Source organism: Paenibacillus sp. ALE2 (assembly GCF_054113385.1).
Genome location: NZ_CM134213.1, coordinates 2,881,563 through 2,895,397 on the forward strand (window position 1 = coordinate 2,881,563; position 13,835 = coordinate 2,895,397).

The window sequence follows — 13,835 nt, forward strand, 5'->3', positions numbered from 1 at the left end:
GTAACTTAGCCATTAGAAGTTGTCATATGCTTACACAGATTTCAAAAACTCCACAATCGTCAGCAGACCCTTGTCGAAATTCTCCAAATTAAAATGCTCGTTTGGTGCATGCAGGTTTTCATCTGGCAAGCCGAAGCCCATCAATACAACTGGAGCACTCAGCACACGGGAGAAGGTTTCCACGATCGGAATGGAGCCTCCATCCTTGGTAAATAGGGCACGTACACCGTATACTTTCTCAAAGGCATCCGCTGCTGCTTGTAAAAACGCATGTGACGGGTCGATGTTAAAGGCGTTTGCTTTTTCACCTTGTTGAATATCCAGGGTAGCTCCTGCTTGAACGTGTGCGCGTAAATGGCGCTCGATTTTGTCCAGAATATCTTGCGGATTCTGATTAGCCACCAAGCGGCATGTGATCTTAGCGTGAGCTTCCTTCGGAATGACCGTTTTCGTACCTTCACCCTGGAAGCCGCCATATACGCCGTTCAGTTCCAGTGTAGGACGAGCCCCAACACGCTCGACGAAGCTAAACTCTTCTTCGCCATAGAGCGAATCAAGTGCAAGATCTTCTTGCAGCTTGCTCTCATTGAAGCCTTGCTTCGCAAATTCTTCTCTCATCTCTGCCGATAATGGAGCAACATCGTTGTAAAATCCTTCGACGCTAACGCGGCCTTTGTCATCATGCAGGGTTGCCAACAGGGACACCAAAGCATGCAGGGCATTCGGCACGCCGCCACCGAAGGAGCCGGAATGCAGATCCGTGTTCGCCGTGTGAATGGCGACTTCCAGTGAGCACAGTCCGCGCAAACCTGTGCAAATCGCAGGCTTCCCTTTTTCGATCAGAGAGGTGTCAGACACCAGTACAGCATCAGCTGCTAGGCGTTCAGCGCCGGTGTGCAAAAACTCAAGCAGGTTCGGACTGGACACTTCTTCCTCGCCTTCAATGCAAAACTTGATGTTCATCGGCAATTTGCCTTCCTGCTTCAAAATGGCCTCAACCGCCTTAATGTGCAAGAAAACTTGCCCCTTATCGTCTGTCGCTCCGCGCGCATACAATTTTCCATCGCGAATGGATGGCTCAAACGGTGGCGTTTCCCACAGGTGAAGCGGGTCCACAGGTTGCACATCATAGTGTCCATACACAAGGATGGTTGGTTTGCCAGGTGCATGCAAATGGTCTGCGTACACAAGCGGGTGGCCTTTGGTCGGGATAATTTCAACGTTTTCCAAGCCTGCAGCAGTCAGTTTGGCCGCCAGCCATTCGGCTGCTTGGTTAATGTCTTTTTTGTGCTCCGATAATGCGGAGATACTCGGAATGGACAGCCATTCCTGTAGTTCGCCCACTTGTTGTTCTCTGGCTTTTTCAAAATATTCAGTATAACTCATAAACTATGTATCCTCCTTTTAAATGTAAATCGTGTTTATATTGCGCTATCCTCCGAACCGAGGTTGTGGACGATATGTCTAGTTTACTACGTTTTATGCTGAACGAAAAATAGGGAGAAAAAAAACGATTCTGCCCGGGTCTGTACAGACCTGAGTAGAATCGCCTTTCATCATGAATAGGATGTACTTATGCCCGGATGTCCAGATGACCCCCAAGATGCGGTTGTACGCTTTTTTCCATCATCTGTACCAAAGCCTGTCCTTGTTCACTGGCCTGATCCTTAGCCATACCCAATACCTTCACACTTACGGCTTGAGCCAAGCTGGCCTGACTCATACCTGTGGATAATGCTGCGATATCCATGTTCCATCCTCCTTCATTTTGAAAATTCGCTTTCTCTGTATTTATCGGTAGGAATGGTTATTTTGTTTCATCCAATTGGAATTGTGTCAGTAAATCTTGAAGCTGCTCTGCCAGACGGGTCAAATCTGCGGCAGACGAACCGATCTCTTCCATGGAGGCGAGCTGTTCCTCTGCGGCTGCGGACACGGTCTCTGTATGAGATGCTGCTTCTTCAGCGATGCGTGTAATTTCCTCCATGCTGCTAACGACTGCATTCGTTCCATTGGCAACTCCCGCGGTAGAAGCGGCCACGTTATCGAGCTGCTTCGCTGATTTGGCTACTGCTCTACGGATGCGCGAGAAGGAGCGACCGGATAGATCAATGGAATTGATACCTTCCGTTACGCGTTCCTTGGCAGATTCCATAGCGACCAGGGCTTCAGATACACCGCTCTGTATCCCTTGAATCTGTTCACGAATTTGCTGTGCGGAATAAGCTGAGTTTTCAGCCAGCTTGCGGACCTCTGTTGCTACGACAGCAAAACCTTTGCCATGCTCCCCAGCTCGTGCTGCTTCTATAGAAGCGTTCAGTGCGAGCAGATTCGTCTGGCTAGCAATTTCCGTAATGACGGTGACAATCGTTCCGATTCGTCCGGAACGGTCACTCAAAGCGCTGACAATCGTATCGAGCTCTTCCACGGTAGTGCGAATTCCATCGATGGAGATGACACTGTTGCCGATATGCTCACTGCCTGCATCCGACGCCTGAATAGCTTGGGCGGAATAAGTGGTCATTTCTGCCATGGTGTCGGTCATAGCTGTAATGTCAGCAGACATGCCGCTAACTCGTTTCTGATTATCTTTAGCACTGTCCACCTGACGTTCGCTGCCGGCAGCGACATCTTGAATGGCTATGGTCACATGCTCGATGGCACGGGTCGTTTGTTCTGCACCTGCGGCAAGTTCTTGCGAGGATGCTGACAAATTACCTGTCATTGCTTGAATTTCTCTAATCATGTTACGCAGGTTATCCACCATTTGTTGGAAATATCTTGATAACTCGCCAATTTCATCTGTGCTGTTCGTAGCCACATTAATCGATAGATTACCTTGGCTGATAGCATCCATAGAATTACGCAATCTATGGATGGGTTTAAGGATACTGTTGATCAGCCACATTGCGAGCACACCAATGATGATGGCTGCAATGACCAACACTACGATTGTCGTGAGAAGAATAGGTTGGGCGGAGGCACGGGTTTCTGATTTGTCCATCGTTCCGGCAATTTTCCAGCCTGTCAACTCATTGGTTTTGAAAATCAGATGTTTAGCTACACCAGCAGCATTGTAATCGAAGCTACCCTCCTTGGAGGCAAACAATTGAGGCGTTTTTTCTCCCATTTCGGTACTCCCGCTGACTTCTGTCGGGTGAGTAACGATACGTTTGGTACTATCAAATATCACAATATAGCCATTTTGTCCGATTCTTAGCTTTGTGATTTCTTTTAAATTATTCAAATTCAGAGAAAGACCGAGAACACCGCTGTTGTCGGGAAGTGTACGTGAAATATACACAACGGGGACCTTGGCCGTATTGAGCCCGACAGGGCTGATTACGGTTTGACCGGGTTTCTCCATGGCCTGTTTATACCACGGACGCTCCCGTGGATCGTTAGTGGAGCCTACGGCTTTGCCGATAATGAGTTTACCTTCGGGAGTTCCTACAAACATATCAACAACTTCCGCATGCATTTTCAAATACACTTGTAATCTTTTTAGAATGGCATCATCTGCTTCAGCACTGTTATCACTAGCTGTCAATGTTGTGGAGTAATATTCGAGATCGGCGAGTTTGGCTTGAATCGTTTGAGTAACTGCGCGATCAGATGCAGTAACGCTAGATGTCGCACTGTCCTGTAATTGGCGATCTGTCTGGTTATATGCTGCCTGATAAGAGAAAGAGCCCACAATGATACTAGGAACAAGCATGACCAGCAGGAATGCCGCTGTCAATTTCTTGCGTAGTGTTAATGTTTTCAGTCGTTTCAGTTGTTTCATCAAACCCCTGCTTTCTATCTATATATTCATTCTAAAGCTTATACCATATGTATTTACTATCGGTTTTTTCGAGCTGAATTGATAGATTTATTACTAATTTGTCCAATACGCCAAAGAATTGCTTGCATAGCATGGAGTATCATGCAACTTGGAGGGATTAGGTATGGGTTTTTTTCTGGATATGAGAAGCTCCACCAGTTCATCAAAAACAGGGGAGGGTCCCGATATTCAATTGGGTCCAGTACCAGAGCGATTCGGTATGATTACGCTGCGAACCTTTCTTGTGCCGAGTCCGATTGTGACTTTTAGTGGTTCGATTGGTCTGATCGGTGAGCTTGGTGATACGTATACGGTGGAAATCGTACGTGGAGCCGACTATGATCCGAACGAGGTAGTCTACCGCGCCGAGGGGGTATTAGGCGTGACAGGATCTAATGAAACGCAAGCTTTTAATGCACAGGATCTGTCCGCTCCCTGGGCCATACAAACGGTATATTCTTCTTATATTTCGGGTGTATCGACCACTGTTCGCAATGGTCCTGAGGTATTCACGGGCATCGCTTCAACTCCGTTTTTGTAAAATATATCATACAAGTATTCTCCGGTTCAGAGCTCGCGCCTGTTCATGGTTTTCCTATGATTAGGCGGCCACGCTCCAAGCCTAGCAGCCACAGCCTGAGGCAGACATTTGCCGCAGGTTTGTGGCTGTGCTCCTTAACAACACCGAGAACATAAATGATCTGGTTGTTGGATTACTTCATGGTGTGTACAACAGAGTTGATTTTCATTTTTCCGGCTGCTAATTTTTTAAAATTTCTCGCAAATACTGAGTCAGCTCATCTGCCGCTTTGGTATGGGCGAGGAGTCCGGGATGGCTGCGGGATCCTATCGTTGCTTCTGTCGTGTTAGGCAGTTGGAATACGGACACACTGCGATCCCTCGTTTTATTCTTGTACGCATCGACCGCCCGATAGATCGCTGACATCATCGGAGTACCAAGCATCCCATAGGCCCACACAATATGGGCAGTAGGATTGCAATTCCGAAGCTTGACAAGAAAGCGTTCGGTAGCGTTTTCAAAAGCTTGTACGTCTTCTTCATTGAATGTGCCGTCCTCGTTCAAACGTTGCTTGTACACTTTTCCACTTACTGGGTCTGTCCATGCTGGAGAATAGAATGCCCCACCGTCATTAGTCCCTAAGTTCACTACGACCACGTCTGGTTGCCAAGAGGTAAAATCATGATCGGCAAATGCCCCTAATGCTTCATTTCTCTCTCCGGTGAGCACACTACATATCTGCTCATAATATGCCGGTATGTTCCCATGTGGATTGTTATCCCAGCTGGTTAGCACACCCCATCCGCTTTGTGAGAACACTCGGTAATCCGCATTCAGTGCCTCGGCTGTTATAGCTGTATAATTGCTTAGGGCTGTGAATAGCATAGGAACCCAGTCTGTCTCCTCCTTCGCTCCAATCGTTCCTTCTCCCGAAGTAATACTGTCCCCGATAAACTCTACTTTGAGGGGCTTATTAGGGACCGGCAGCAATTCTCCGTCAACCTTCAGCGCATGAATTTGCAACAAGCAGCGCGGGTCCGAGCTCATAGGCTGGACATCCTTGACGATACGGACATTTTTGACCGTGTCAGAGTTCAACCCTCTCAAAAGACAGATCCAATGCCGACCAGCGGTCACCATCAGGCGACTCATCGGGACACCATTGATGACAATACTGATCCAGGGCTCATACACCTGATAATCGGCTTCTATTTCAATCCATAGCTCTGAGCCTTTCATATTTAATTCAATGCCGCTGCCTGTCCAAAATAGAGTAAGAGGTGTAAGTGTTGGCGTAGTTCGGCCATGAATCTTTACATGCTTTGCTTTTGCAAGTGGAAATGTCTTCAATCTCTTGTTATGCGACATATTCAAACATCCTCCTCATAATCTCGAATGAATGCTAGTTTCTGTAATATTGTAAAAGAAGTGACAGGGAATCTCAAATCTATTTTTAAGTAAGTTTAGAACAGCAATGGATAGCAAAAAGCACCAGCAGGTTTCATTTTGCTGATGCTTTTTTTGATATACGGAGCCCCAATAACGAAGTTGATTCTTTTCAGACTATTACCTTTATTCTTTAATTCGCTTTGCCGAACATGACAATGTTAACCGCTTTGCCGAAGTCTATACCTACTTTGCCAGTTAATTCTGCTGTTTTTTGCGCCAATACCACTGCATTGACACCACAAGAGAACAGCGCAATATCAAAGTCATCTTTGTGTGCTGCGATCCATTCGAGTGTTTCCGGCATCTGTTCATATTGATGAAATGCGAGCGTGTGAGCGATATGCAGCCCGTACGGCTTGGCTTCAAGAACAGGCTTTACTTCAGCGGCCGTCCGGGTCACCAGCAGAATGCGTCGATTTTTTAGGATGTCCCAGAATGCGGGTGTCTCCGCCAAATATCGATTCAGGCAGGCATGGCAAGTCAGCGCAGGGGAAAGAGCATAGTGAGCAAAGACCTGATCGGTCAGCTCCCGCTTCATATAAGAGGGTGCTTTAATAGATTCGTCATCATATGGCAAAATGCCTGCGACGCTGGCTTTGCTCACTGCCAGTGCCACTGCGTCTCGTAGGTCCGTATTAGGCAGAAACAGCCCCTTTTGGCCGAGATTGGCTTTGACCGCCCAGCGTTCCTGTAACACCTTTTCCATCGGCCAGACGGTGTCTTGAGCCAATACCAAATTTTCGCCATCTCCAATACGTATGAGCGAGAAGGGCTGGTGCTGATCGAGTGCCAGCTTCAAACGTTTCAATACCTCGTCAATCTCCAGATACTTTGAATCCGTCATATCTTGTTTCCTCCTGTCAGTCCTGCTTGTTCAACTTTTCAAATAGAGCAAAAAACTTCGTATTCTATCATATGTCGAAAGTTAAAAGGTTTTTGTATGAACGGCTATTCTTTTTCGATTCTACCTATTTTTGCGAGAGTTGTTGCATCTGTACGTGCCGTTTCAGAAGCGTCTTCATAACTTGAGAGAAGACGGATGAAAGGGAGGAAGATCAATGAATCGCAAGATTGTGATTGAAATTAATTTTAATAACTATGGGATGAATCCAAACCGCCTGACACGTGAGTGGATCAGCGAGCGACTGGATATATTCAGAACCTTTACGCTGCGTAGTCTGCTCAATCAGACAAATACGGATTTTTTATCTGTCGTCAAGCTGGCGGGTGGATGCAGCGACATTGTGGAAGAGGAACTGGCCCAACGGGAGCCCATTCCTGAGCACATCCGTTTTGGTACGAGCATCGAAAGTAAACGTCGTATCAATGCGTACATCGAAGGAGCGGACGAACTGCTTATTGCTCGAATAGATTCCGACGATTTGTATCACCAATCCTTTGTACAACAGTTGCATGATTACAAGTTTCAACCGGATACGGTTGCGCTGGTAAATCAAATGGGTTACTTGTGGGATGCGGTTGAGGGGCAGATGGCACCTGTGTTTCACCACTCGCCTTCCTTTTATGTGTTCCGCTATCAAGTAGGGGAATTTCTGAATGATTACCGTGTCGTTATTCCTGGGAAAGGCACACACGGATATGTAACGGAGCTGCCGCATGAGGTGATTCCGCTTCGCAACTATGTGAATGTCATTCATGCCGCCAATACATCGGTGAAAAAGGTGCCGGCAAAGGATCGACTCTCAGAAAATGAAATGAACGCGGTGCTGGCTGAATTTTTGGGCACAGGCATTGCCAATTCGTAACGGTCAGGAGGAGATTATATTGTTCAAAGGAAAAAAACTGCTGGTGACCGGAGGAACGGGATCTTGGGGGCAACGCCTGACGGCTGAATTGCTGAAGGAGGGACCAGCGGAAATTCGTATTTTTTCACGCGGTGAATTTGCACAGATTGCCATGCAGCGGCAATTCCAGTCTGATCCCCGGCTGAATTTCATGATTGGAGATATTCGGGACCTTCAGGCATTGCAGGAGGCTTGTCGCGGGATAGATTATGTGTTCCATTTGGCGGCATTAAAGCATGTTCCTGTGTGTGAGAAGCAGCCGGAAGAGGCTTTCAAGACGAATGTACATGGTACGGAAAATGTGATTCGGGCGAGCATAGAGCAGGGAGTCGCCAAGGTCATTGATGTCTCTACAGACAAGGCGGTAGACCCGGTGAATGTATATGGCATGACGAAGGCGATTGGCGAAAGATTGATGATCCGCGCCAACGCCTTAAGTGAGCGTACTCGCTTTGTGTGTATTCGCGGCGGCAACGTGCTCGGAACGAGTGGAAGTGTCGTGCCTCTGTTCAAACGCCAGATCGCGGAAGGACAGGATTTAACGTTGACGAGCCCAGATATGACACGTTTCTTCCTCACGCTCGGAGAGGCGATTGGCTTGCTGCTAAAGGCTTCTGTTACGGCGATTGGTGGAGAGACGCTAGTTATGAAAATGAAGGGTTGCAATATTTCGGATTTGGCAGAAGTGATGAAGGAACAGGCGGGGCAGCCTAAGTTAAAAGTGAAGGAAATTGGTATACGTGGTGGGGAAAAGCTGCATGAGGTGCTGATTTCACCCTATGAGGTGCCGCACACGTATCGCTATGACGATCGTTATTTTGTTATTCTTCCCCAGCAAGCAGACGAGCGCTTACTGAGCCAATATGGTGGATTGAAGCGGGTGAGCTTCGAACAATATCGCTCGGACGATGAGTTAATGGATCGCGCTGGAATTGCTGAGTTACTGCAAGGTATGGAGTAACGATGAAAGAGGTGGGTATTTTGCAGCTTATGGAAAAAATCACAAAAGGAACGGTAAAGGTGGCAGTGATCGGCCTCGGTTATGTAGGGCTGCCCATGGCAGTGGAAATGGCAAAGGCCGGTTATGATGTATATGGCGTGGATTCCGATCCCGTCAAAGTAGCCAAGCTACTTCAAGGAAAGTCGTACATCATAGACATTGGCGATGATGCATTGAAAGGTCTGATCGGGCAGCAATTGCATCCAGTTACGGATATCAAGGTGCTGGAGCATGCGGATATCGTCGTGATTTGTGTGCCTACGCCGCTAACGGACGGACATCAACCAGATACGTCCTATATTGAGACAGCCATTGATCAGGCCATACCTCATTTGCGTAGACAAACGCTGTTGATTCTGGAAAGTACCACCTATCCGGGAACGACCGAAGAACTGATTCGGCCCGTGATAGAGCAGCGCAGGGAATGGACAGTGGGTAAGGATTTTTATGTGTGCTTTTCACCGGAACGTGTCGATCCGGGCAGCGTCCATTTTAACATTCGCAACACCCCTAAGGTGATCGGCGGTTGCACACCGGATTGTCTGGCAGCAGGAGCAGGTTTTTACGGATCCTTTTTGGATCAGATTGTTCCGGTTAGCTCGACAACTGTGGCTGAAGCCGCCAAGCTGTTTGAGAATACGTTTCGCAGTGTCAACATTGGAATGGTCAATGAGCTGACAGCGGCGTGTGAGAAAATTGGCATCAATATATGGGAGGTACTGGATGCAGCGGCAACCAAGCCGTTCGGCTACATGCCTTTCTATCCAGGACCAGGCATTGGGGGACACTGTATCCCGGTTGATCCGCTATATCTGTCGTGGAAATCGGAACAGCACGGTTTTCCGCTGGAATTCGTAGATCTGGCAGACCGCATGAATCGGCGTATGCCGCTGTATATCGCGGAGCGAATCGAATCCATGCTCGCTCAGGAAGGGAAAGCCATAAACAAGGCCAATATTATTCTGGCAGGTGTGGCCTACAAAAAGGACATTGATGATGTTCGCGAATCCCCAGCGCTTGTCTTGTTCGAGCATCTAACTAAAATGGGCGCTTCGGTTAGCTTCACCGACCCGTATGTATCGGGTTTTAAGCTGAAAGGTGAAGAAATTCCATCTCGGACGGCAAATGCCCAGCTGTGGGAAAGTGCAGATATCGTAGTCATCACGACAGACCATTCTGTGGTGAACTACCAACAGTTGGTTGACCATGCTCCGCTGGTCTTCGACACACGTAATGCGACTGCACACTGCACAGGTGGACATGTCGTGATCTTGGGGCAACCCGGTGACGGAGGGGGCGCCGCTGTTGGCTAACCGTGATCAGGTAAACGAACGTTATTACGGGCAGATCAATTCGGAGGAATCCCATGAAGCCACCCGCAATCGAATTCATTGGATTTGCCGCCATGTACAGGGACGTACCGTGCTAGATGTTGGATGCAGTCAGGGGATAACGTCCATTTTGCTCGCGCGGGAAGGCTTTGAGGTAACGGCCATTGATTTGGAAGAGGGCAGCATTTCGTATGCAAAAAAAGAGCTTCGACAGGAATCTGCACCCGTCAGGAGACGAGTCCACTTTCAGTTAAAGGACATTTCACAATTTGAACGTCCTCCCGGCGGATTTGACACTATTATTTTAGGAGAGATTTTGGAACATTTTGCGCATCCCGACACTCTGCTGGCTCATGCTTACCGCCTGTTGAATAAAAAGGGGACGCTCGTCCTGTCTGTACCTTATGGATATCATCCGTTTCACGATCACAAACGGACTTACTATGCCGGAAGTCTCTCCCGTGTGCTGTACCCTTACTTTATAGAACAAACGCTGGAGGTGCATCATAAATATTTGTGCTTTGCAGGTCGCAAGAAGCCGAAAGAGCTGCGTGAGGCCAAGCCAGGGGCAGAGCAACTGAATGAGTGGATGAAACTGGATGAGGAGCAGTTTTGCCTGGTGGAGCAGCAGCATGTTCGCAAAATGAATCAGCGAAAGGCCGCACTCGACAAGGCGGTACAGCGAATCCGGCAACTGGAGGAACAACTTTTGCCGTTGGAAAGGGTTACGCATGTCGAACAGATAGACAAGGCGCAGGCTGAGAGGAGAGGTGCATATACTGATGGCAAGTCCTACCGGAAAAACAACGGAAGAGTCAGCCAACGGTAAAGGGGATGACGTGAAGTGATGACTGAGCATCCAATGACCCTCAGCTTGTGCATGATCGTAAAAAATGAGGCGTTAACACTGTCCCGGTGTCTGGATTCGGTCGCAGACCTGATGAATGAAATCATCATTGTGGACACAGGATCAACGGATGAGACGAAGACGATAGCAGCCCGCTATACGGATCGGATATATACGTTTGAATGGAAGGACGATTTTGCCGCCGCTCGTAATGAATCGTTTGACAAGGCAACGTGTTCCTATATCATGTGGCTGGATGCGGATGATGTGCTGCTGGAACCCGATCGTGAACGTCTTCGTTCCTTAAAACAGCGTTTGTCCGAAAATATCGACGCGGTGGTGATGCCACTTCACTTGGCAGAGGGTGAGCGGGGTGAACCGTTGTTCAGCTCACGCCGTATTCGCCTTGTGAAGCGGGAGCGACAATACCGCTGGGAAGGGCGTCTGCATGAGGATCTGGTGATACCTCAGGGGCAAATCGTGCATTGGGATGTGGCAGTGACACATCGCCGAATGCAAGACCATACGATCCGTAACCAGCGTATTCTCGCCCGGTGGATCAGCGAAAGCGGCAAGCTGGAAGGGCGTCTGCTGTATTTTCACGCCAATGAATGCTTTGACCGTAAGGAATATGCCGAGGCCGCAGAGGGCTTCGACCATCTGCTGGAGGAGCCGAGCGGCTACCGGGAGGATCGCATTACTGCTTGTGCGCGAGCGGCTGAATGCTATCTCCATCTCGGAAAGCCCGAACAACAGCTGGATCGTTTGTTACGCTCTTTTCGATACGGGGTACCGCAAGCAGACCTGTGCTGCATGATCGGGGACTGGTTTTTCACAAGAAATGAATGGAGTACTGCCGCATACTGGTATGAAAGAGCATCGGAGCAACAGCATCACCTTCCTGGTATGAGACCTGTCCCACTGCCATGCTACTCTTGGTTACCTCATGTACGACTCAGTCATTGCTACGCCCATGTAGGTAAGCTGGAAGCTTCATATGAGCACAACCAAGTCGCTTTACGTTATTTGCCAGATGACCCGCATTTGCTGGATAACGAACGCAAGCTCAGAGAGGCTATGCCCAAACTTTCACCCACAGCCCGGTCGTCAAAATAGCTCAAGCTGTTCCGGCCCTTGATCCGCTTCAGGTGGCTTGCGAGGTGGAAAAGGTCTAGGCTCCATGCCCAGGATGGTCATGAGTTGCTTGGCGTTGACAGCGGCGTCTCCACCTGAGTTGTTGTTGAATATAACGCATACCTCACGGCTTTGCTGCTCCAGTTCCAGCAATCTGTCTTTCCATTCGGTCAATTCTTGTTCATTGTACCGATACAGATAACGAACCTCCCGCCAATTAGGTGCCGAGCTTTGATTCCAGCCTGATATGTTCCGTCCGTGGAGACGTACAATGGTCAGGTTGCTGTCTGTAGCCAGCGGTACAATGGGAACTGACCCGGGGCCTGCCTGCGGCTCGTCGCATACGCTATGTATCCAGCCTTCTTCACGCATAAATGCCAGCGTTTGCTTCCGAAATTCTGGTGTGAACCAGCTTTGATGTCTGAATTCAAGTACGGATGGGACCTCTCCCATCCTATTTTTCGTGTCTCGCAATATGGCGACATTCTCACGTGTACAGTCGAACCAGGGCGGGTATTGAAACAGCACGGCTTTAAGCTTGCCCGCTTCGCGAAGAGGCAGTATGGATGCGTGCAACGCTTCATACATCGCATCAATGGTTTTGAAGTAAGGCTGTTTGCCGCGGGTATGGCCGGTCATGCCTTGATAGGCCTTGACGAGAAATGAAAAGGAGTCTGGAGTTTCCGTCGCCCAGCGTGCCATACGATCCGTAGGCTGTACCGCATAAAAAGAACTATCCATCTCTACTACGGGAAAATGGCTTCCATAGACACTTAGTTTTTGGTTAGCTTTAGTGCCCGTTGGATACAAGTCATCGTGATCGCCCCAACCCGTCAGTCCAATTTGAATCATAACTTTACCGCTCCTTTCCTGCATGAAACCTCTCTAAAGGCATTCCCATGATTCATTTTAATGATAAAATGGGATCAATCACATGAAGTGGGTATGAAGTTCCTATGATTATTTAAGCTCAAATACGGTTATTGTAACATGCTCTCATGTCAGGAAGCTTGGTGCTTTTGCAAAATGCTTATTCGTAATGTTTTTGAGTTTCCAGTTTGAAAAAGCTAATATAGTATGTAATAGAGCGAAATGAGTTCATGGAGGAGAAACGATATGGCAGAATGGTACGAGCAAAGCTTTGGGGAAGATTATTTATTGGTATACAAGCATCGCGACTTTCAGGGAGCCTATCAGGAAGTGCAAAAAATGATCTCCTGGCTCAAATTACCGCAAGGTTCCAGCGTATTGGATTTATGCTGCGGGATGGGACGTCATTCGCTTGCGCTCGCCGATGCAGGGTATAAGGTGACGGGTGTGGACCTGTCCAATGTACTGCTGAGAGAGGCGCATGCGGCGGATTCCGAAGGGCGGGTAAGCTGGCATCAAGGGGATATGAGAGCGGTGCCGCTGGATGAAAGCTTTGATGCGGTGGTCAATTTGTTTACCTCCTTTGGTTATTTTGAGAAGGATGAGGAGCAGCTTAAGGTATTAAAGGAAATTTATCGGCTGTTGAAACCGGGAGGTCGTTTTATTATAGATTATTTGAACCCTTCCTACGTAGCTGCACATTTGGTACCGCATTCGTCCCGGGAGGATGAGGGAAATTGGATTGAGGAGCATCGGGTCATTGAAGATGGATTTGTGAAAAAGCAAATTGCCATCCGATCAGCCGCATCTGTGACGACCACAGAAGCAGCCTCTGAGCTGGATGCCACTCATGCTGACGCACAACCTGCGCGTGTGTACTATGAGCGAGTAAAGCTATATCCGTATGAAAAGTTCCGTGGATTGCTAGAACAAGCCGGGCTATCCGTAGAGCAGGTGCACGGAAGTTATGATGAAGATCAATATATAGAAGATGCTTCGCCCCGAATGATTTTTGTCGGTGTGCGGGCTTGAAACAGAAGGCCGGAGGGGAAG

At 48.4% G+C, this 13,835-nt stretch carries 13 protein-coding genes; 7 read left to right on the forward strand and 6 right to left on the reverse strand.

Translation table 11 applies throughout. The features are described from left to right. Positions 1-30 precede the first annotated feature (30 nt). The 3 genes from ACXHJ1_RS12610 to ACXHJ1_RS12620 all read right to left on the reverse strand — a co-directional run bounded on the left by ACXHJ1_RS12610 (position 31) and on the right by ACXHJ1_RS12620 (position 3,787). Positions 31-1,386 carry a dipeptidase gene (locus tag ACXHJ1_RS12610; RefSeq protein ID WP_457904704.1) on the reverse strand — a complete coding sequence of 452 codons (1,356 nt, stop codon included), beginning with the start codon at positions 1,384-1,386 and terminating at the stop codon, positions 31-33. Positions 1,387-1,573: 187 nt separating this feature from the next. Further along, positions 1,574-1,750: a YjfB family protein gene (locus tag ACXHJ1_RS12615; protein WP_016818514.1), complete on the reverse strand. Its 177-nt coding sequence runs from the start codon at positions 1,748-1,750 to the stop codon at positions 1,574-1,576. Between the two features lie 57 nt (positions 1,751-1,807). Then, positions 1,808-3,787, reverse strand: a complete 1,980-nt coding sequence (locus ACXHJ1_RS12620; RefSeq protein ID WP_457904705.1) for a methyl-accepting chemotaxis protein — start codon at positions 3,785-3,787, stop codon at positions 1,808-1,810. Positions 3,788-3,950: 163 nt separating this feature from the next. Between ACXHJ1_RS12620 and ACXHJ1_RS12625 the strand changes: the two genes are divergently transcribed. Continuing rightward, on the forward strand, positions 3,951-4,367 hold the full coding sequence (locus ACXHJ1_RS12625; RefSeq protein WP_019688458.1) for a hypothetical protein: 417 nt from the start codon (positions 3,951-3,953) through the stop codon (positions 4,365-4,367). A 219-nt stretch (positions 4,368-4,586) separates the two neighbouring features. On the opposite strand, the gene ACXHJ1_RS12630 is transcribed toward ACXHJ1_RS12625, so the two are convergent. Both ACXHJ1_RS12630 and ACXHJ1_RS12635 read right to left on the reverse strand, forming a co-directional pair. Beyond that, entirely contained in the window at positions 4,587-5,714 is a 1,128-nt protein-coding gene (locus ACXHJ1_RS12630; RefSeq protein WP_457904706.1) for a GDSL-type esterase/lipase family protein, read from the reverse strand. Between the two features lie 211 nt (positions 5,715-5,925). Beyond that, positions 5,926-6,639, reverse strand: a complete 714-nt coding sequence (locus ACXHJ1_RS12635) for a GT-D fold domain-containing glycosyltransferase (protein ID WP_457904707.1) — start codon at positions 6,637-6,639, stop codon at positions 5,926-5,928. 214 nt (positions 6,640-6,853) lie between these two features. Between ACXHJ1_RS12635 and ACXHJ1_RS12640 the strand changes: the two genes are divergently transcribed. Genes ACXHJ1_RS12640 through ACXHJ1_RS12660 form a run of 5 tightly spaced genes read left to right on the forward strand, consistent with a single transcriptional unit; the run spans position 6,854 to position 11,894 of the window. Beyond that, on the forward strand, positions 6,854-7,561 hold the full coding sequence (locus ACXHJ1_RS12640; protein WP_044787357.1) for a glycosyltransferase family A protein: 708 nt from the start codon (positions 6,854-6,856) through the stop codon (positions 7,559-7,561). Positions 7,562-7,580: 19 nt separating this feature from the next. Next, positions 7,581-8,561 (forward strand): polysaccharide biosynthesis protein, encoded by a 981-nt coding sequence (locus ACXHJ1_RS12645; protein WP_457904708.1) that lies wholly within the window; start codon positions 7,581-7,583, stop codon positions 8,559-8,561. Positions 8,562-8,563: 2 nt separating this feature from the next. After that, on the forward strand, positions 8,564-9,913 hold the full coding sequence (locus ACXHJ1_RS12650; protein ID WP_457904709.1) for a nucleotide sugar dehydrogenase: 1,350 nt from the start codon (positions 8,564-8,566) through the stop codon (positions 9,911-9,913). Then, positions 9,906-10,760 carry a class I SAM-dependent methyltransferase gene (locus ACXHJ1_RS12655; protein ID WP_457904710.1) on the forward strand — a complete coding sequence of 285 codons (855 nt, stop codon included), beginning with the start codon at positions 9,906-9,908 and terminating at the stop codon, positions 10,758-10,760. Before ACXHJ1_RS12650 ends, ACXHJ1_RS12655 begins: the two co-directional genes overlap by 8 nt. An 18-nt stretch (positions 10,761-10,778) precedes the next feature. Then, on the forward strand, positions 10,779-11,894 hold the full coding sequence (locus ACXHJ1_RS12660) for a glycosyltransferase (RefSeq protein ID WP_457904711.1): 1,116 nt from the start codon (positions 10,779-10,781) through the stop codon (positions 11,892-11,894). Here ACXHJ1_RS12660 and ACXHJ1_RS12665 read toward each other — a convergent pair. Continuing rightward, complete coding sequence (locus tag ACXHJ1_RS12665; RefSeq protein WP_017427372.1) at positions 11,886-12,764, reverse strand: DUF72 domain-containing protein; 879 nt, start codon at positions 12,762-12,764, stop codon at positions 11,886-11,888. The two genes, ACXHJ1_RS12660 and ACXHJ1_RS12665, sit on opposite strands and share 9 nt — an antisense overlap. A 264-nt stretch (positions 12,765-13,028) precedes the next feature. Between ACXHJ1_RS12665 and ACXHJ1_RS12670 the strand changes: the two genes are divergently transcribed. Continuing rightward, positions 13,029-13,814, forward strand: coding sequence for a class I SAM-dependent methyltransferase (locus ACXHJ1_RS12670; protein WP_457904712.1), 786 nt, complete (start codon positions 13,029-13,031; stop codon positions 13,812-13,814). The last annotated feature ends 21 nt before the right edge of the window (positions 13,815-13,835 follow it).

Excerpts from the sequence above, each read along its gene's own strand:
- ACXHJ1_RS12610 (WP_457904704.1), bottom strand. The coding sequence starts at position 1,386 with ATGAGTTATACTGAATATTTTGAAAAAGCCAGAGAACAACAAGTGGGC.
- ACXHJ1_RS12615 (WP_016818514.1), bottom strand. The coding sequence starts at position 1,750 with ATGGATATCGCAGCATTATCCACAGGTATGAGTCAGGCCAGCTTGGCT.
- ACXHJ1_RS12620 (WP_457904705.1), bottom strand. The coding sequence starts at position 3,787 with ATGAAACAACTGAAACGACTGAAAACATTAACACTACGCAAGAAATTG.
- ACXHJ1_RS12625 (WP_019688458.1), top strand. The coding sequence starts at position 3,951 with ATGGGTTTTTTTCTGGATATGAGAAGCTCCACCAGTTCATCAAAAACA.
- ACXHJ1_RS12630 (WP_457904706.1), bottom strand. The coding sequence starts at position 5,714 with ATGTCGCATAACAAGAGATTGAAGACATTTCCACTTGCAAAAGCAAAG.
- ACXHJ1_RS12635 (WP_457904707.1), bottom strand. The coding sequence starts at position 6,639 with ATGACGGATTCAAAGTATCTGGAGATTGACGAGGTATTGAAACGTTTG.
- ACXHJ1_RS12640 (WP_044787357.1), top strand. The coding sequence starts at position 6,854 with ATGAATCGCAAGATTGTGATTGAAATTAATTTTAATAACTATGGGATG.
- ACXHJ1_RS12650 (WP_457904709.1), top strand. The coding sequence starts at position 8,564 with ATGAAAGAGGTGGGTATTTTGCAGCTTATGGAAAAAATCACAAAAGGA.
- ACXHJ1_RS12660 (WP_457904711.1), top strand. The coding sequence starts at position 10,779 with ATGACTGAGCATCCAATGACCCTCAGCTTGTGCATGATCGTAAAAAAT.
- ACXHJ1_RS12665 (WP_017427372.1), bottom strand. The coding sequence starts at position 12,764 with ATGATTCAAATTGGACTGACGGGTTGGGGCGATCACGATGACTTGTAT.
- ACXHJ1_RS12670 (WP_457904712.1), top strand. The coding sequence starts at position 13,029 with ATGGCAGAATGGTACGAGCAAAGCTTTGGGGAAGATTATTTATTGGTA.